This window comes from Roseateles sp. GW823-FHT07B05, from assembly GCF_058794515.1.
In genome coordinates, this window is record NZ_JBXAGX010000002.1 from 257119 (window position 1) to 273500 (window position 16382).

20 protein-coding genes are annotated in these 16382 nt (G+C 71.8%); 10 read left to right on the plus strand and 10 right to left on the minus strand.

Annotation, left to right across the window (positions count from 1 at the left end):
• Positions 1-6: 6 nt before the first annotated feature.
• The 5 genes from upp to AC1Q7O_RS05480 form a co-directional block, all read right to left on the minus strand.
• Positions 7-633: a uracil phosphoribosyltransferase gene (gene upp, locus AC1Q7O_RS05460; RefSeq protein WP_268169175.1), complete on the minus strand. Its 627-nt coding sequence runs from the start codon at positions 631-633 to the stop codon at positions 7-9.
• Positions 634-667: 34 nt separating this feature from the next.
• On the minus strand, positions 668-1420 hold the full coding sequence (rlmB, locus tag AC1Q7O_RS05465) for a 23S rRNA (guanosine(2251)-2'-O)-methyltransferase RlmB (protein WP_492658206.1): 753 nt from the start codon (positions 1418-1420) through the stop codon (positions 668-670).
• Positions 1421-1557: 137 nt separating this feature from the next.
• Positions 1558-2352, minus strand: a complete 795-nt coding sequence (locus AC1Q7O_RS05470; RefSeq protein ID WP_492658205.1) for a polysaccharide deacetylase family protein — start codon at positions 2350-2352, stop codon at positions 1558-1560.
• Positions 2353-2364: 12 nt separating this feature from the next.
• Positions 2365-3057, minus strand: a complete 693-nt coding sequence (locus AC1Q7O_RS05475) for an acetyltransferase domain-containing protein (RefSeq protein ID WP_492658204.1) — start codon at positions 3055-3057, stop codon at positions 2365-2367.
• Positions 3058-3072: 15 nt separating this feature from the next.
• On the minus strand, positions 3073-3684 hold the full coding sequence (locus AC1Q7O_RS05480) for a hypothetical protein (RefSeq protein WP_492658203.1): 612 nt from the start codon (positions 3682-3684) through the stop codon (positions 3073-3075).
• Positions 3685-3709: 25 nt separating this feature from the next.
• Between AC1Q7O_RS05480 and AC1Q7O_RS05485 the strand changes: the two genes are divergently transcribed.
• The 4 genes from AC1Q7O_RS05485 to AC1Q7O_RS05500 all read left to right on the plus strand — a co-directional run bounded on the left by AC1Q7O_RS05485 (position 3710) and on the right by AC1Q7O_RS05500 (position 6860).
• Positions 3710-4822: a S1C family serine protease gene (locus AC1Q7O_RS05485; protein WP_492658202.1), complete on the plus strand. Its 1113-nt coding sequence runs from the start codon at positions 3710-3712 to the stop codon at positions 4820-4822.
• A 70-nt stretch (positions 4823-4892) separates the two neighbouring features.
• The gene (locus AC1Q7O_RS05490) at positions 4893-5210 is read left to right on the plus strand and encodes an eCIS core domain-containing protein (RefSeq protein ID WP_492658201.1); all 318 of its coding nucleotides are present in this window, start codon (positions 4893-4895) and stop codon (positions 5208-5210) included.
• A gap of 80 nt (positions 5211-5290) precedes the next feature.
• Entirely contained in the window at positions 5291-6004 is a 714-nt protein-coding gene (locus AC1Q7O_RS05495) for a YebC/PmpR family DNA-binding transcriptional regulator (protein ID WP_492658200.1), read from the plus strand.
• Positions 6005-6089: 85 nt separating this feature from the next.
• Positions 6090-6860 carry a hypothetical protein gene (locus tag AC1Q7O_RS05500; protein ID WP_492658199.1) on the plus strand — a complete coding sequence of 257 codons (771 nt, stop codon included), beginning with the start codon at positions 6090-6092 and terminating at the stop codon, positions 6858-6860.
• 10 nt (positions 6861-6870) lie between these two features.
• Here AC1Q7O_RS05500 and gcvA read toward each other — a convergent pair whose 3' ends face one another.
• Positions 6871-7794, minus strand: coding sequence for a transcriptional regulator GcvA (gcvA, locus tag AC1Q7O_RS05505; RefSeq protein ID WP_492658198.1), 924 nt, complete (start codon positions 7792-7794; stop codon positions 6871-6873).
• A gap of 107 nt (positions 7795-7901) precedes the next feature.
• Here gcvA and AC1Q7O_RS05510 point away from each other — a divergent pair, with 107 nt between their 5' ends.
• The 5 genes from AC1Q7O_RS05510 to AC1Q7O_RS05530 all read left to right on the plus strand — a co-directional run bounded on the left by AC1Q7O_RS05510 (position 7902) and on the right by AC1Q7O_RS05530 (position 12067).
• Entirely contained in the window at positions 7902-8150 is a 249-nt protein-coding gene (locus AC1Q7O_RS05510) for a DUF2917 domain-containing protein (protein WP_492658197.1), read from the plus strand.
• Positions 8147-8692 carry a GNAT family N-acetyltransferase gene (locus AC1Q7O_RS05515; protein WP_492658196.1) on the plus strand — a complete coding sequence of 182 codons (546 nt, stop codon included), beginning with the start codon at positions 8147-8149 and terminating at the stop codon, positions 8690-8692. The genes AC1Q7O_RS05510 and AC1Q7O_RS05515 overlap by 4 nt, the downstream gene beginning before the upstream one ends.
• Positions 8693-8805: 113 nt before the next feature.
• Entirely contained in the window at positions 8806-10164 is a 1359-nt protein-coding gene (gene yjjJ / locus AC1Q7O_RS05520; protein WP_492658195.1) for a type II toxin-antitoxin system HipA family toxin YjjJ, read from the plus strand.
• A complete protein-coding gene (locus AC1Q7O_RS05525; protein WP_492658194.1) occupies positions 10161-11042 on the plus strand; it encodes an alpha/beta hydrolase in 882 nt (293 codons plus the stop codon). The genes yjjJ and AC1Q7O_RS05525 overlap by 4 nt, the downstream gene beginning before the upstream one ends.
• Before the next feature lie 41 nt (positions 11043-11083).
• A complete protein-coding gene (locus AC1Q7O_RS05530) occupies positions 11084-12067 on the plus strand; it encodes an LLM class flavin-dependent oxidoreductase (protein ID WP_492658392.1) in 984 nt (327 codons plus the stop codon).
• Positions 12068-12101: 34 nt separating this feature from the next.
• Here AC1Q7O_RS05530 and AC1Q7O_RS05535 read toward each other — a convergent pair whose 3' ends face one another.
• Positions 12102-12332, minus strand: a complete 231-nt coding sequence (locus AC1Q7O_RS05535) for a hypothetical protein (RefSeq protein ID WP_492658193.1) — start codon at positions 12330-12332, stop codon at positions 12102-12104.
• A gap of 170 nt (positions 12333-12502) precedes the next feature.
• Between AC1Q7O_RS05535 and AC1Q7O_RS05540 the strand changes: the two genes are divergently transcribed.
• Positions 12503-13792, plus strand: a complete 1290-nt coding sequence (locus tag AC1Q7O_RS05540) for an NAD(P)/FAD-dependent oxidoreductase (RefSeq protein ID WP_492658192.1) — start codon at positions 12503-12505, stop codon at positions 13790-13792.
• Here the strand turns inward: AC1Q7O_RS05540 and AC1Q7O_RS05545 are convergent.
• From AC1Q7O_RS05545 to AC1Q7O_RS05555, 3 genes are read right to left on the minus strand one after another with little or no spacing between them, the layout of a single operon-like run.
• Positions 13785-14345: a response regulator transcription factor gene (locus AC1Q7O_RS05545; protein ID WP_492658191.1), complete on the minus strand. Its 561-nt coding sequence runs from the start codon at positions 14343-14345 to the stop codon at positions 13785-13787. The two genes, AC1Q7O_RS05540 and AC1Q7O_RS05545, sit on opposite strands and share 8 nt — an antisense overlap.
• Positions 14332-15678, minus strand: coding sequence for an ATP-binding protein (locus tag AC1Q7O_RS05550; RefSeq protein WP_492658190.1), 1347 nt, complete (start codon positions 15676-15678; stop codon positions 14332-14334). The genes AC1Q7O_RS05545 and AC1Q7O_RS05550 overlap by 14 nt, the downstream gene beginning before the upstream one ends.
• On the minus strand, positions 15675-16382 hold the full coding sequence (locus AC1Q7O_RS05555; RefSeq protein ID WP_492658189.1) for an SURF1 family protein: 708 nt from the start codon (positions 16380-16382) through the stop codon (positions 15675-15677). Before AC1Q7O_RS05555 ends, AC1Q7O_RS05550 begins: the two co-directional genes overlap by 4 nt.

A 16382-nucleotide genomic window follows, 5' to 3' on the forward strand; every position in this document is an offset into this window, starting at 1 on the left:
GGACGATCACGTGGTTCCAAAGATCTTGTCCCCGGCGTCGCCCAGGCCGGGGATGATGTAGCCCACGTCGTTCAGGTGGCTGTCGATGGCCGCCGTCCAGCAACGCACGTCCGGGTGGGCTTCCTGCAGCGCCTTCACGCCCTCGGGCGCGGCCACCAGCACCAGCGCGCGCACGTCCTTGCAGCCGCGCGCCTTCAGCAGGTCGACGGTGGCGATCATGCTGCCGGCCGTGGCCAGCATGGGGTCGATGATGAGCGCCGTGCGGGCTTCCAGACTGCCGACGAACTTGTCGAAGTAGTTCACCGGCTTGAGCGTCTCGTGGTCACGCGCCAGGCCGACGACGGACACCTTGGCGTTGGGCAGGATGTCCAGCACGCCGTCCAGCATCCCTAAGCCCGCGCGCAGGATGGGCACCACGGTGACCTTCTTGCCGGCGATCTGGTCGCACTCGGCCGGGCCGCTCCAGCAGTTGATCGTGACCTTCTCGGTCGGGAAGTCCGCTGTCGCCTCGTAGGCCAGCAGCCGCGCGATCTCGCCCGTCAGCTCGCGGAACTTCTTCGTCGAGATGTCCGCCTCGCGCATCAAGCCGATCTTGTGCTTGACGAGCGGGTGCTTGACTTCGATGACGGCCATGGCGGGAACCCCCAGTTTTTCTAAACAGTCAGAATTATCGACTGCCCGACGTGGTCCGCTGGCGCAGCACCTCGTACAGGCACACGCCCGACGCCACCGACACGTTCAGGCTCTCGACGGCGCCGGCCATCGGGATGCGCACCAGCTCGTCGCAGGTCTTGGCCGTCAGCTGCCGCATGCCCTCGCCTTCGGCGCCCAGCACGAAGGCGATCGGGCGCTTGAGGTCGAGGTCATAGATCGAGCGTTCGGCCTGGTCCGACGTGCCGACGACCCAGATGTCGCGTTCCTTCAGCTCATTCAAGGTACGTGCCAGGTTGGTGACCATCAGGTAGGGCACCGTCTCGGCGGCACCGCTGGCCACCTTGGCCACCGTGGCGTTCAGGCCCACGGCGCGGTCCTTGGGCGCGACGACGGCATGCGCCCCGGCGCCATCGGCCACGCGCAGGCAGGCACCGAGGTTGTGCGGGTCGGTCACGCCATCGAGCACCAGCACCAGCGGCGGGCCTTCGACGGCGTCCAGCACGTCGTCCAGCGAATGCGGCTGCGCGATGGCCGCCACGCGGGCGACGACGCCCTGGTGGCGCGGGCTGCCGGCCAGTTGGCTGAGCCGCTCGTCGCTGCTCTCCACAAGCTTGGCGCCGGCCTCCTTGGCGCGCTCGATGAACGCGCGCATGCGCTGGTCACGCCGCGCGGGGTCGAAGTGGACCTCGGCGACGGACCCCGGCTGGGTCTTGAGGCGGACGGTGACGGCGTGGAAGCCGAACAGGACGGACTTAGGCGAACTCATACGCGCATTGTCGGGCCGAGCGCCGGGCCGCCCCAAGCCGGCCCGCCAGGGCGATGTGCGTGCGGCTCAACGCCGCACGCATCGCCGTCCCCTCGGGGGACCGGCCAAGGTACGCCTTGGACGAGGGGCGCACTTGCCTAGCGGCCCGCCTGCTTGCGCACGTTTTCCATGATGTTGACCATCGAGTCGGTCCAGAAGCGTGCCTTGTTCTTCGCGAGATGGTCCAGCAGTTGGTCATGCGCCTCGCGCGTCACGCTCAAGTGCTCGGCGCCCACGCCGTGGAACAGCAGCGACACCATCGCGCCCTGCGCCGCCGCCTTCTCGACCAGCGCGATCAGCTGCTCGCCCGTCCAGCCTTCGACGAAGTAGGCCGGCATCGCGTACGGGTCCAGCTGCGCGGTGTCGGTCGTCAGCGCCGGCGGCGCGGCGCGGAAGGCGACGAAGTGCGGCTGCAGCGCCTTCACGAAGTCCTGCCCGCCGGCCGTCAGGTCGAAGCACGGTGGCGTGAACGTGCGGCGCGTCTTGCCGTCCAGCGCCTGCAGCCAGGTGTTGGCGGCAATGACCTGCTCCTGCACCTGCGCGGCCATCTGGCGGTCCAGGTCGCGCTGCGGCTGCACCCATTCGCGGCCGGGCCCCTTGGCCGAGCAGCCGTGGAACAGGCTGTGGTTACCCAGTTCGTGGCCGGCCGCTGCGGCGGCCTTCCACTCGTTCTGCCGCGCCGGCAGCGTGGGCCCGTTGATCGGGATGTAGAAGCTGGCGCGCAGGCCACGCTTGTTCAGCTGCGGGATGACGTGGTCCAGCTGGCTGTCCAGCGCGTCGTCGTAGCCCAGGCTGACGGCCGCCTTCGCGCCACCGGGCCAGGCGAACGGCGCGGCGCCAGCGGCCGCCGACAGCAGCAGGCCCAGCGCGGCCGCGAGCATCGTTTTCTTCATCTGCGGATCTCCTCAACGAACGAACTGGACGGCCATCAGCGCGCCGATCAGCACGGGCTGGTGGACCATGTAGAAGCTCAGCGACCAGCGCCCCAGCACCGCCAGTGGCGCCGGCGCCGGGCCCTGCCAGAGCCGCGGCCAGCGGCGCGTGACGGCGAAGCCCAGCAGCATCAGGCCCATCCACGGCAGCAGCGGCACGTAGTCCTCGGTGACGGGCTTGTGCGTGACCAGCCCCACCCAGTCCGTCCAGCGCGAGTCGAACCACGGGTGCTGCACGAAGCGCGGCAACGCGATGGCGGAGGCGGCCAGCACCAGCAGCGCCGCGTCCGGGAGTCGCGCCAAGCCCAGCCGCAGCAGCACCAGCATCACGGCGATGCCCTGCAGCACGCCGAAGCTGATCCAGCTGTCCGGGAACATGACGCGCGAACTCAGCGTCACCAGCAGCGCGCAGCCCGCCACCTGCGCCCAGCGCCGCCAGAAGCGCCCGGCCCGCTGCCCCGCCGCCACGGCCAGCGCCTGGCCGCCGCCGGCGCAGAACAGGAACAGGCTGACGATGCAGGTGCGCTGCCAGGTCCAGACCGGGTCGCGGTAGAAGTCCTGCCGGATCCAGCCGAAGTGGTTCAGGTCGAAGCAGAAGTGGTAGGCCGCCATCCAGACGATGGCGGCGCCGCGCAGGGCGTCGAGGCGGTCGGAGCGGGCGTGCAAGGTTGAGGGCGCGCGTCAGGGCAAGGGTGTGGAGGCCGGATTCTGGCCCCGCAGCACCGACTGCTGCTGCCGCCGCGCCAGCCGCTCCTCGGCGATGCGGCGGCGCGCGATGCGGTCGCCCTCGTCCGGGTCGGCCGCGCTGTGCATGGCCTCGGCGCGCAGCCGGGCGTCCTGGCGGGCGCGGTCGCTGAGCTGGGTCTGCGCCGCCTGGGCCTCACGGCTGATGTCCCAGTCAGCGTCGCGGTAGCGCCCCTGGCCGCTGCGGCACTGGCGCGCGCGGCGCACCTCGTCCTGCAGGAACTGGCGCTCGGCGTCGCCCAGCGTCGTGGAGTTGGCGCGGGTCTGCATGCCGCGGATCTCGCCATCGCCGGGGCAGGCGTTGCCCTGCGACGGCGGGGCCGCCGGCGCCGACGCAGCGGTCCGGCCCATCGCCGCGTCCACCACTTCCGGCTTGATCGCGTCCACCACGTTGGGCCGCAGGCTGCGCTCGGACACCGGCTTGCCGGCCTGCGGGCAGGGCTTGTCGCTGAAGACGACCTTGCCGTCCGCCTCGCACTTCCACACCTGCTGCGCCCAGGCGCCCGACAGCGCCAACCCCAGCCCCAGACCCCATAACGCTCGCTTCATGCATCCCCCTTCGTCTGCAACCACAATGCGCCGCATCGACACCGCCACGGCCTGCGCCATGTTCCTGCGTCTGCTCGCGCTCCCGCTCATCGTATTGCTCGCCACCGGCCCCGCCGAGGCCCAGAACAAGGCCGCCCAGCCGCGGCCGGTCGCCGCCCGCGGCGCGCTGGACGCCGAGGAGATGAACAACATCAGCGTCTTCAAACGCGTGAGCCCGTCGGTGGTGCACATCACGACGCTGTCCGTGCAAAGAGATTTCTTCTCGCTGCGCGCCAGCGAGCAGCCGCGCGGCACCGGCACCGGCTTCGTCTGGGACGCCGACGGCCACATCGTCACCAATTTCCACGTCATCCAGGACGGTGACCGCGCCACCGTGACGCTGCACGACCAGAACAGCTATCCCGCCAAACTGGTGGGCGCCTTCCCGGACCGCGACATCGCCGTGCTGCGCATCGAGGCGCCGCGCGACAAGCTGCCCGCCATCCAGATCGGCACCAGCCGCGAGCTGCAGGTGGGCCAGAAGGTCTATGCCATCGGCAACCCCTTCGGGCTGGACCAGACGCTGACGACCGGCATCGTGTCGGCGCTGAACCGCGAGATCGAGTCCGTCACCCGCCGCACGATCAAGGGCGCGATCCAGACCGACGCGGCCATCAACCCCGGCAACTCCGGCGGCCCGCTGCTGGACTCCGCCGGCCGGCTGATCGGCGTCAACACGGCCATCTACAGCCCCAGCGGCGCCAGCGCGGGCATCGGCTTCGCGATCCCCGTCGACGAGGTCAACCGCATCGTGCCGCGGCTGATCCGTGACGGCCGCTTCATCCGCCCGGCGCTGGGCATCACCGCCGGCGCACCGCAGCTGTCCCAGGCGCTGGGTGCGCCCAAGGGCGTCCTGCTGGCTGACGTGGCCAGCGGCAGCCCGGCGGCGGCAGCCGGGCTGAAGCCGTTTGGCTACGACCGGTTCCGGCGCATCGTGCAGGGCGACGTCATCACCGCCGTCGACGGCCAGCCGGTGGCGGACCTGGACGACATGCTGTCACTGCTGGAGACGCGGCAGATCGGGGAGAAGGTGACGCTCACCGTGTGGCGCAGCGGGCAGACGAGGAAGGTGGCGGCGACGCTGGGAAGTTCCGATTGAGGCGGTCCCGGCATCGCGCCAGAATCAAGGCGCGCTTCGAGGCGCATCAACACTGCATGGAGACGAGCTCATGGGCAATTCAAGCAACGGACTTCCGGACAAACTCAAGGCGGGCATCGAAGCGCTGTCGGGCATGAACCTGGACCACGTCCGCGTCCACTACAACTCCTCGAAGCCGGCGCAGTTGAACGCCCATGCCTATGCGCAGGGCACCGACATCCACCTCGCGCCGGGCCAGCAGCACCACCTGCCCCACGAAGCCTGGCACGTGGTGCAGCAGGCGCAGGGGCGCGTGTCGCCGAACGGGCGCAGCCACATCGGCCTGAGTGCCGACGCCGACGCGCTGCAGCTGGAGCGCGAGATGTTGGCCCGGCGCACGCCGCTGTAGGCCCGCGCCGCAGCCCGTAAAGTAGCGCCCCGCCCGAGGCCTGTTGCCTCGGGCTTCATCACGCAAAGACAGGATTCGCCATGGGCGCGCAATGGAAAGCCAAACACAAGGACATCGCCGCCAACGCGAAGGGCAAGCTGTTTGGCAAGCTGGCCAAGGACATCATGATCGCGGCGCGCAACGGCGCCGATCCGAAGGACAACTCCAAGCTGCGCATGGCCGTCGAGGCGGCGCGCAAGGTGTCCATGCCCAAGGACACGCTGGACCGCGCCATCAAGAAGGGCGCCGGGCTGACCGGTGAGACGGTGCACTTCGAGCAGGTCATCTACGAGGGCTTCGCGCCGCACCGCGTGCCGGTGATGGTGGAGGTGCTGACCGACAACACCAACCGCGCCGCGTCGGACATGCGCGTGCTGTTCCGCAAGGGCCAGCAGGGCACGCCGGGCTCGGTGAGCTGGGACTTCGACCACGTCGGCCTCATCGAGGCGGAAGCCACCACCCCCGGCGCGGATGCCGACACGGCCGCCATCGAGGCCGGCGCGCAGGACCTGCTGCCGGCCGACGAGGACGGCGTCACCGTTTTCCTGACCGACCCGACCGACCTGGACCTCGTCAGCCGCGCGCTGCCGGCCCAGGGCTTCACGGTGCTCAGCGCCAAGCTGGGCTACCGGCCCAAGAACCCCATCGCCGCCAGCAGCCTCACGGCCGAGCAGCTGGAGGAGGTGGAGAGCTTCCTGGCCGCGATGGACGACAACGACGACGTGCAGCACGTCTACGCCGGGCTGGCGGGCTGAGCCTGCCTCGCCGCTGCGGGCCCGGGTCACCCGGGGCAGCGGGCGGGCGCGTCCACCGACAGATCCAGACGACATGGGAGCACACATGAAAGCCTGCATTGCCCTGGCCGCGGCCCTGCTGCTGAGCGGCGCCGCCGTCGCCGACACGCCGTCGTTTTCCGTCAAGCAGTTCGGCGCCCAGTTCATCGAGGCGCCACCGGGACGGGACAACAACCTGCTGCCCATGGGCAGCCTCGGCGCGCAGGAGAAGGTCGAGACGCATGCGGTCGTCGCCTTCGACAACCGGCTCATCGTCGACCTGCCCAGCTTCGGCGACGACGCCAAGGTCACCGCCACGGCCATCCTGGCCAACAAGACGCAGGCACCGCTGGGTGCGGCCAGCGTGGCGGGCTTTCGCAAACTCAGCGCCGACGGCCGGAAGACGACCTATTCGTTCTCCGTGACCCGGCTGCCGGATGGCGGTGTCGCGGGTGTCGTCTTCAGCGGCCAGGTCAGGGTCATGGTGGCGAGCGCGGTCAAGAAGACCAGCGTGCCGTTCCAGCCCAAGGTCGGGCAGAAGCTGGAGCTGGGCCTGGGCAACGTGGTGGTGGCCAACGTCGATGCCGGCTCCGTGACGCTCAGCGGCGATGACCGGGTCAGCGCCATCGCCGCCGTCAGGCTCGTCAAGCCGGACGGCTCGGCCGTCGCCGGCGAGCGCGGCGCTTATTCCAGGCGCGGCGGCACCGACGGCACCACCGTCGCCGTGCAGTGGCAATTCGCGGCGCCCGTCTCGGCGGGCAAGCTGGAGGTGTCGGTGTACCAGGATCTCGGCGCTGTCCAGGTGCCAGTCAACCTGGTGGTCACCAAACCCTACTGATGCTGCCTGGTCAGGCGTCCGCCTGGCCGCAGGCAGCCAGCAGCCACTGCTCGAAGGCTTTCACCGCCGGCCGAGCCTTGGCCGCCGGGTCGACAATGAGGCGGTAGGCCCGTGCCGACGCGATGCCGGCGTCGAACGGCGTGACGAGCTGGCCGGACGCCAGCAAGGCGTCCACCAGCGGCCGCCGGCCCAGCGCCACGCCCTGCCCCGCCACGGCGGCGGCGATGGCCTCCGAATAGCTCGAAAAGCTCAGCCGCGCCGCCGGCCGCAGGTCGGCCAGGCCCCAGGCGCTGAGCCAGGCCTCCCACTCGGCCGGCATGCCCGCGCTGTCGCCGTCCATCGCCAGGTGCAGCAGCGTGTGGCGGGCCAGGTCGGCCGGCTCGCGCAGTGGCAGGCCCAGTTCGCCCACCAGCCGCGGGCTGCAGACCGGCACCATGGATTCGGCAAACAGCTGCCGCCCCTGGGCCACGCCCACCGGGCTGTAGCGGATGGCCAGATCGAACCCCTCGCTGGCCAGGTTGCGGTTGCCCAGGCCCGCGTCCAGGCGCACATCGATGCCCGGGTGGGCGCGCGTGAACGCGGTGAGCCGCGGGATCAGCCACAGCGACGCGAAACCCGGCGTCGTCGTCAGCGCCAGCAGCTGGCGCTGGTGCGGCTCGCGCACGGTGCGCACCGCCACGCGCAGCGTGTTCAGCGCGCTGGCGCAGGCGGCGTACAGGCGCTGGCCGTCCTCGGTGAGCGCCAGCGCGCGGTGGCGGCGCTCGAACAGCGTCACGCCCAGTTCCTCCTCCAGCTGGCGCATCTGCCGGCTCATCGCCGACTGCGTGACGAAGCGCTCCGCCGCCGCCTGCGTGAAGCTCAGGTGGCGGGCGGCGGCCTCGAAGGCGGCCAGCAGCTGCAGCGGCGGCAGGCGGTCCAACGGCTTGGTTGACATGATCTGTGGGAATGTGAAGTCTTCCGAATCATCGTTTGTCTACCATGAAGCTGGCAATCACCATTCAGGCCACACACCATGCCCAGAAAGCATGCAAGGAGCCTGACATGCTGATCGACGTCCCGCACACCCGCCTGCTGCTGCAACGCGGCCAGACCTCGCGCCTGCCCGAGGCGCGCGACACCCACCTGTGCAGCGCCGAGGGCACGCTGTGGGTGACGCTGGACCATGACGCGCGCGACATCGTGCTGGAGCCGGGCCAGTGCTTCGTCGTGCCCGATGACCGCGGCGTCACCGTCAGCGCGCTGAGCGCCCGCGCCGTGCTGGACCTGCGCCCCGCCGAGGCCCGGCCGTGAACACCGCACTGGCGCCGGCCACTGTCGAGGCCGCCCATCGCTGGGTGCTGCCCGGCGGCCGTGCGGCGCTGCTGCGGCTGCTGCGCCCGGGCGACAAGTGCGCCGAGCAGACCTTCTTCAACGGCCTGTCGCTGGACTCACGCCACCAGCGCTTCCATTTCGGCCTGCGCGAGCTCAGCCCCGCGCTGCTGACGCTGCTGACCGACGTGGACCAGCGGCTGCACCGCGCCTGGGTCGTGGAGGCCGGGGCGCCCGGCCGGCCGGTCATTGCCGACGCGCGCTTCGTCTGCGACCCGGCGCAGCCGTCGGTCGCCGAATTCGCGCTGGCCGTGGCCGACGACTGGCAGGGCCTCGGCCTGGGCCGGCGGCTGATGGCCCACCTGGCCACCGAGGCCCGGCGGCAGGGCGTGCAGCAGCTGTTTGGCGACGTGCTGGCCGACAACCGCCGCATGCTGGCGCTGATGCGCGAATCGGGCGCCCGGCTGCGGCCCCACCCGGACGGAGCGCAACTGGTGCGCGGCACGCTGATGCCGGGCGCATGAACTGACCTTTCAATTCAGGACACAGAACCGCACTCAGGCACCACAAGTCTTTGTTTTACATTTGATTTTTACTTTCAATTCAGGACAAAATTCAGGACACACCGCCTGAATCCATGCCCGCCGATCTGCCCAGCCTCGAACGCCTGCTCCGCCCACGCGGCCCGCTGGGGCTGGCGGACATCGCCGCGGCGCTGGGCTGCTCCACGAAGACGGCGCAGCGGCTGATCGCCACGGCCGGTGACGCCGTCGTGGCGGCCGGGCAGACGCGGCGGCGGCGCACCGCCTGGCGGCGCGAGATCCGCGGCCAGCGGGCAGAAGCGCCGCTGTACCGCATCGACGCCGACGGGCGGCCGCAGGCGGTGGGCCTGCTGCGGCCGATCTGGCCGCGGGGCTGCCACCTGGAGGCCGCCACACCGGCCTGGCCCGTGCCCGAGGAGGCGCGCGACGGCTGGCACGACGGCCTGCCCTACCCGCTCTACGACCTGCGGCCGCAGGGCTTCCTGGGCCGCGCCTTCGCGCGCCGGCACGCGCCCGGCCTCGCGCTGCCGCCCGACCCGCGCGACTGGGACGACGACGCGCTGCTGCTGTCGCTGGGCGCCTTCGGCGACGACCTGCCGGGCGAACTGTTGGTGGGCGACGCCGCATTGCGCCGCTTCCTCGACCACCGGCTGGCCGCCGCGGCGCCGCTGGCCGAGGACGACCTGCCCGCCGCCTGCGCACGGCTTGCCGCACAGGCGCTGGACGGCGCGCTGCCCGGCTCGTCGGCCGGTGGCGAATTCCCGAAGTTCACCGTCGCGCGCGCGCTGCCGGGCATGGCCACGCCGCACTGCGTCGTCAAGTTCAGCGGCGCCGACGACTCGGCCACCGTGCAGCGCTGGCGCGACCTGCTCGTCTGCGAACAACTTGCCGCCGACGCGCTGGGCGACGACGCGGCGCGCACGCGGCTGCTGGCGCACGCGGGGCGGCATTTCCTGGAGAGCGAGCGCTTCGACCGCGTGGGCCTGCACGGGCGGCGCGGCGTGGTGAGCCTGGCGCAGGCCAACGCCGGCCTCGTCGGCGAGGCGACGGACGACTGGACCCGCGTGACCGCGGCATTGGCCGCCCGCGGCCTGCTGAGCGCGGCCGACGCCGAACGCGCGGCGCAGCGCCAGCTGTTCGGCCAGCTCATCGGCAACAGCGACATGCACGGCGGCAACCTGGGCTTCTTCCACGACGCCACGGGCCTGCGCCTCGCGCCCAGCTACGACCAGCTGCCCATGCGCTACGCGCCGCAAGCCGGCGGCGAGGTCACGTCGCCCGCGCTGCAGCCCGCCCTGCCCTTGCCGGCCGAGCGCGAGCGCTGGCAGTGCACGGCGCCGGGTGCGCTGGGCTTCTGGCGCGCCGCGGCGGACGACCCGCGCATCAGCCCCGCCTTTCGAGCCCTGTGCGCCGACAACGCCGGCAGGCTGGCGCAAGCGATGGCCCTCGCGTGAAACGACCCGTCATCGCGCTGCTGGCGCTCGCGCTGTCACTCACGCTGGTGCTGGCCGGCATCAGCCTGGCCGCCGGCGAATGGCTGACGCGCCCCGTGCCCGCCGCCATCGGCGCGCCGCCGGCCGACCTGCACGCCGAGACGGTGACGCTGCGCTACGGCGACGGTCAGCACCTGGCCGGCTGGTTCGTGCCCGGCCGCCCCGGCGAAGGCGCCGTGCTGCTGATGCACGGCGTGCGCGGCAGCCGCCTGCAGATGCTGGCGCGTGCCCGCTGGCTGCAGCGCGAGGGCATCGCCAGCCTGCTGGTGGACGCGCCGTCGCACGGCGAGAGCAGCGGCGGGCGCATCGGCTTCGGCCGCCTGGAAGCGCCCGGCGCCGATGCGGCGCTCGCGTGGCTGCGGACACGGCTGCCAGGCGAGAAGGTCGGCGCCATCGGCGCGTCGCTGGGCGGCGCCTCGCTGCTGTTCGCGCAGCGCCAGCCGGAGCTGGACGCGCTGGTGCTGGAGTCGGTCTACCCCACCATCGTCGACGCGCTGCAGGACCGCCTCGCGATGCGCCTGGGCCGCACTGCCGCCCACCTGCTGGCACCGCTGCTGCTGGTGCAGATCCCGCTTCGGCTGGGCATCAGCACCGATCAGCTGCGCCCCATCGCCGCCATCACCCGCGTGCGTGCGCCGCTGCTGGTGGCTTCGGGCACCGACGACCTGCACACCCGCTGGCCCGAGACCGAGGCGCTGTTCGCTGCCGCGCCGGCGCCCAAGACGCTGTGGGCCATGCCGGGCGCCGCGCATGTGGACCTGCACGCCTTCGACGCGGCCGCCTACGAGGCGCGCATCGGTCCCTGGCTGCAATCACACCTGCGCAAATCCCCGGGCTGACGGGGCCAAGCCAGCGTCGGCAAGATGGCGGCATGACTGCCCTGCCCCCGCTCTCCATCCTGGACCTCGCGCCCGTCGTCGAAGGCGCCACCACCCGCGACGCGCTGCTGAACAGCCTGGACCTCGTCAAGCTGGCCGATGAGCTGGGCTACACGCGCTACTGGGTGGCCGAGCACCACAATATGGAAGGCGTGGCCAGTTCGGCCACGGCCGTGCTGATCGGCCAGCTGGCGGCGGCCTCCCGGCGCATCCGCGTCGGCGCGGGCGGCATCATGCTGCCCAACCATGCGCCGTTGACCATCGCCGAGCAGTTCGGCACGCTGGCCGAGCTGTTCCCCGGCCGCATCGACCTGGGCCTGGGCCGCGCGCCGGGCACCGACCGGCCCACGATGCGCGCGCTGCGCCGCAGCCTGGACAGCAGCGGCGGCGAAGACGGCTTGCCCAACGACGTGCTGGAGCTGCAGGGCTACCTGGCGGCCGAGTCGCCGCAAGCGCCGGTGCGCGCCGTGCCGGGCCAGGGCACCGAGGTGCCGATCTGGCTGCTGGGCTCCAGCCTCTACTCCGCGCAACTGGCTGCCTACCTGGGACTGCCGTTCGCGTTCGCGTCGCACTTCGCGCCGGAGATGCTGATGCAGGCGCTGCAGATCTACCGCAGCACCTACCGGCCCAGCGCGCGGCACCCGAAGCCGCATGCAATGGTGGGGCTGAACGTCGTCGTCGCGCCCACCGACGAGGAGGCGCAGCGCCTGTTCACGTCGGCGCAGCAGCGCTTCCTGGGCATGGTGCGCGGCCAGCGCGGCAAGCTGCCGCCGCCGGTGGCGAGCATGGAGTCGCTGTGGTCACCCGCGGAGCGGCTGCAGGTGGAGCGCATGCTGAGCGAGGCGGTGGTCGGCTCGCCGGCCACCGTGCGCGCCGGGCTGGCCGCCACCGCGGAGCGCACCGGCGCCGACGAGTTCATCATGGCCTGCGCCGTGCATGACCACGCGGCGCGGCGGCGGTCCTACGAGTTACTGGCCAGGCTCTGACCCGGTCGCCGCGCCCGCGCTTGCTGCCGCGCGTTCACGGCAGGCTCAAGTCCATCCCGAGCGTCCGGGCGAGTCCGAAGGTGAGGAGCAGCAAGACCAGCAGCAACACCACGAAGATGGCGACGATCTTGCCGCTCGCGCGCAGCAGCGCGCGTCTGTCCGCGCCCCGCTTCTCACGGTCGTAATGCCACTTGATGGCGAAAACCATGCCCGTGACGAACACCAGGGCCTTGAACACAACGAAAACTACAAGAACCCAATCCATCTGGGCGATTCCCGGCTATGGCGCGACGCCGTCTATCTTGAACCTAAAGACGGGCCGGTGGCATTGGACGTTTTGACTCACGGCCTGTGGGTCGCGCCGAAGAAGCGCACGCAGCCTCCTGCATCGCCGCGGCTACATTGACGGCCGCGCCCCGAGCGCCACACCAGCCCATGCGCACGGAGACCTACTACACCGCCACATCCCCGCGCCTGGGCTTGCCGGCGGCGGCCGAGACCGTCGATGTCGACGTGGCGCTGATCGGCGGCGGCTTTGCCGGGTTGGCAGCCGCGCGCGGGCTGCAGGAGCGCGGCATCCGCAGCGTGGCCGTGCTGGAGGCCCGGGCCATCGGCCACGGCGCGTCGGGCCGCAACGGCGGCTTCGTGTTCGGCGGCTTCAGCCGCGATGCCATGGACCTCGTGCGTGACCTGGGCCTGGCGCCGGCCCGCGAGCTGTACGCGCGCAGCCGTGACGCCGTCGCGCTGATCCGCTCGCGCATCGATGCGCTGGCCATCGACTGCGACAAGGTCGAAGGCGGCGCGCTGCTGCTGAACTGGTTCCGGCACAGCGCCCGCGCCGAGCACGGCCTGCGCGAACAGGCGCGCTGGCTGCGCGAGCAGTTCGGCGTGACGTGGGACGAGGTGGCGCCCGCCCAGGTACGGCAGTGGCTGGACACCGGGCGCTACGGCGGCGCGCTGCTGGAGCGCGACGCCTTCCACTTCCACCCGCTGAAGTACGCGCTGGGGCTGGCCCGCGCCATCGAGCAGGCCGGCGGCCGCGTGCACGAGCACAGCCCGGTGCAGGCCGTCGACCGCCGGCCAGGCGGCAGCTTCGAGCTGCGCACGGCGCCGGGGGCAGCCATCCGCGCGGCCCAGGTCGTCGTGGCGGGTGGCGGCTATCTGCAGACGCTGCTGCCGGCGCTGACCGGCGCACGCCTGCCCATCGCCACCTACGTCATCGCGACGGCGCCGCTGCCGCAGGAGCTGCGGCCCATCCGCACGGCGGCGGCGCTCTACGACAACCGCTTCGCCTTCGACTACTACCGCATGCTGGCCGACCACCGGCTGCTGTGGGGCGGGCGCATCTCCATCCGGGAGCGCGACCCGGCGCACATCGCGCAGTTGCTGCGGGCGGACCTGCTCAAGGTCTACCTGCAGCTGGCCGGCGTGCGCATCGAGCACGCGTGGAGCGGGCTGATGAGCTATGCGCGGCACAAGATGCCGCAGGTCGGCCGCCTGGCCCCGGGGCTGTGGTTCGCGCAGGCCTTCGGCGGGCATGGCGTGGCCCCCACGACGCTGGCCGGCGAGTGGCTGGCGGACGCGATCAGCGGCCGCGCCGACCTGCCCGCCGCGCTGCAGCGCTACGGCCTCACGCCGGTGTTCGGCCAGGCCGGGTTGCTGGCTGCGCAGGCGTCGTACAGCTGGGCGGAGCTGCGGGACGCGCTGCGCGAGCGGCTCACTTGATGCGCTGCTTCTCCAGCTTGCGCGCCAGCGTGCGGCGGTGCATGCCCAGGCGGCGCGCGGTCTCGCTGATGTTGAAGTCGGTCTCGGCCAGCACCTCGTGGATGCGCTCCCACTCCAGCGTCTTGATGTTGACGGTCTGGCGCTCGGTGACCTCGACGTCGGCATCGCCCTGGCGGCGCGCGAACGCGGCCTCGATGTCGTCGGTGTTGGCCGGCTTGGCGAGGTAGTGGCAGGCCCCCAGCTTGATGGCCTCCACGGCGGTGGCGATGCTGGCGTAGCCGGTCAGCACGACGATGAGGACCTCCGGGTCCCAGCCGTGCAGCTGCTGCACGCAGGCCAGCCCCGAGGCGCCACCGGCGAGCTTGAGGTCCACGACGGCATGGCCCAGTTCCTCGTCGTCGGGCAGGCCGTCCAGCAGCGCCTTCATGTCGTCCAGCCCGGTGGCGCGCAGCACGCGCCAGCCGCGGCGCTCGAAGGAACGGATCAGGGTGCGGGCGAAGCTGTCGTCGTCTTCGACGATCAGCAGCAGGCGGTCTTCTTCAGGGGCGGGCATCGGTGGGGGATTGTCGTGGCAGCAGGGATGCCAGCGGCAGCGTCAGGGTCACGGCGGCGCCGCCCTCCTCGCGGTTGGCGGCCTCCAGCCGGCCGCCCAGCGTGCGCGCGACGTTGACGGACAGGAACAGCCCCATGCCGCGGCCGGGCTGACCCTTGCTGCTCTGGTAGGGCTCGCCGAAATGCTTGAGCCGCTCCTCGTCGAAGCCGGGGCCTTCGTCCAGCACGCTCAGGCTCAGCGTGTCCTCATCCGGGCAGCCCGCCTGCAGCACCAGCGGCCGGCCGGGCGCGGCCTCGGCGGCGTTGTCCAGCAGGTTGGCGACGACCTGCTGCAGCGCGCTGTCCGAGATGATGTCCATGTCGGGCAGCGCCTCGCTGCGCAGCGCCAGCTCGGCACCGGGGTGCGCCGCCCGCCAACGGCTGGCCAGGCCGTCGACGAAGACCTGCAGCGGCGTCAGCTGCGGCGCCTCGCCGCGCATCTCGCCGGCCGACATCAGGATGCCGGTGACGATGGCCTTGCAGCGCAGGATCTGGCGCTGCATCTCCTCGATCTCCTCGCGCAGCTCCGGCTCGCCGGCGAACGGCGCCATGTGCGCCCAGTCGCCCAGGATGACGCTGAGCGTCGCCAGCGGCGTGCCCAGCTCGTGCGCGGCGCCGCTGGCCAGCAGGCCCATGCGCACGATGTGCATCTCCTCGGCGGCGCGCTGCTTGAGCTCGGCCAGCTCGTTGTCGCGCTGGCGCAGGTTGCGGTTGATGCGCACGATGAACACGCTCAGCAGCGCCACGTTGAGCAGGAAGCACAGCAGCAGCCCACCCAGGTAGTTGGGCGACAGCGTCGTCGGCGACGACGGGTCCAGCGCCAGCGGGCGGTGCCACTGCGTCAGCGCGACGAAGCCGGTCAGCGTGCTCAGCACGATGGCACCCAGGTAGCCCGGCCGCAGCAGCACCGAGGCGACCGCCACCTGCAGCAGGTAGAGGTAGATGAAGGGGTTGTCGCTGCCGCCGGCGAGGTAGAGCTGGCCGGTCAGCACGCCGACGTCCACCAGCAGCGCGATGCACAGCTCCAGTTGCGACACCGGCTGCGTCAGCCGGTTGCGCCACAGGCTGAACAGGTTGAAGGCCGCCAGGATGCCCAGCAGGCTGAGCATCTCGGCCCACGGCAGCTCGATGCCCAGGCCCGCGTGAACCACCAGCACGGTGGCCAGCTGGCCGCCGACGGCCAGCCAGCGCAGCTCGATGAGCTGGCGCAGGTTGGCGCGGCCCGCGCGGCGCTCGGGCGCGACGATGACCGGTTCGGCAGGTACGGCGGTGAGGGGCGGCGGCGTGGTGTTCAAGGCGGGGCGCGCCGGCGCTCCTCGCGGACCAGGTAGAAGACCGCGGCGGCCGCCATGGCCGCGAGCGCCAGCCAGGTGGCGGCGTAGACGGCGTGATTGTTGGCGAAACGCACGACCGTCAGACCGGGGCGCGGCCAGCGCTGCGGCTGGGCGGGGTCGGCGGCCTCGTCGACGAAGTACGGCGCGGCCCGGTCGGCCACGCCCAGTTGGGCCGCAAGGCCCGCCACGTCGCGCGAATACCAGCGGCCCTCGGCCGGCTCGTTCCTGCGCAGCGGGCCGCCGCCGGTCTCGGTGAGGCGCAGCAGGCCGGTCAGCTCGACCAGCCCGTCGGGCGCGGCGTGCATCTCGGGTGCACGGCGGTCCGGCGGCACGAAGCCGCGGTTGACGAGAACGATGCGGCCATCGTCCAGCCGCAGCGGCGCGATGACCCAGTGGCCGCCGCCGAAATCAGTGGTGGCCTGCACCAGCGCCTCGCGCGGCTCGAAACGGCCTTGCAGCCGCACGCGACGGTACTCGTCGTCCTTGCCGACCGACGCATCCCGAATCGGAGGCTCGACAGGCGCGGCCTGCAGGCGCTGCTCGACGCGGGCAATGAGGTCCTGCTTCCAGGACAGGCGCTGCACCTGCCAGGTGGACAGCGCCATGAAGCCCATGCTGGCCAGCGCCGCGGCGACGATGAGTGCGACGCGCGCGGTGCGGGCCAT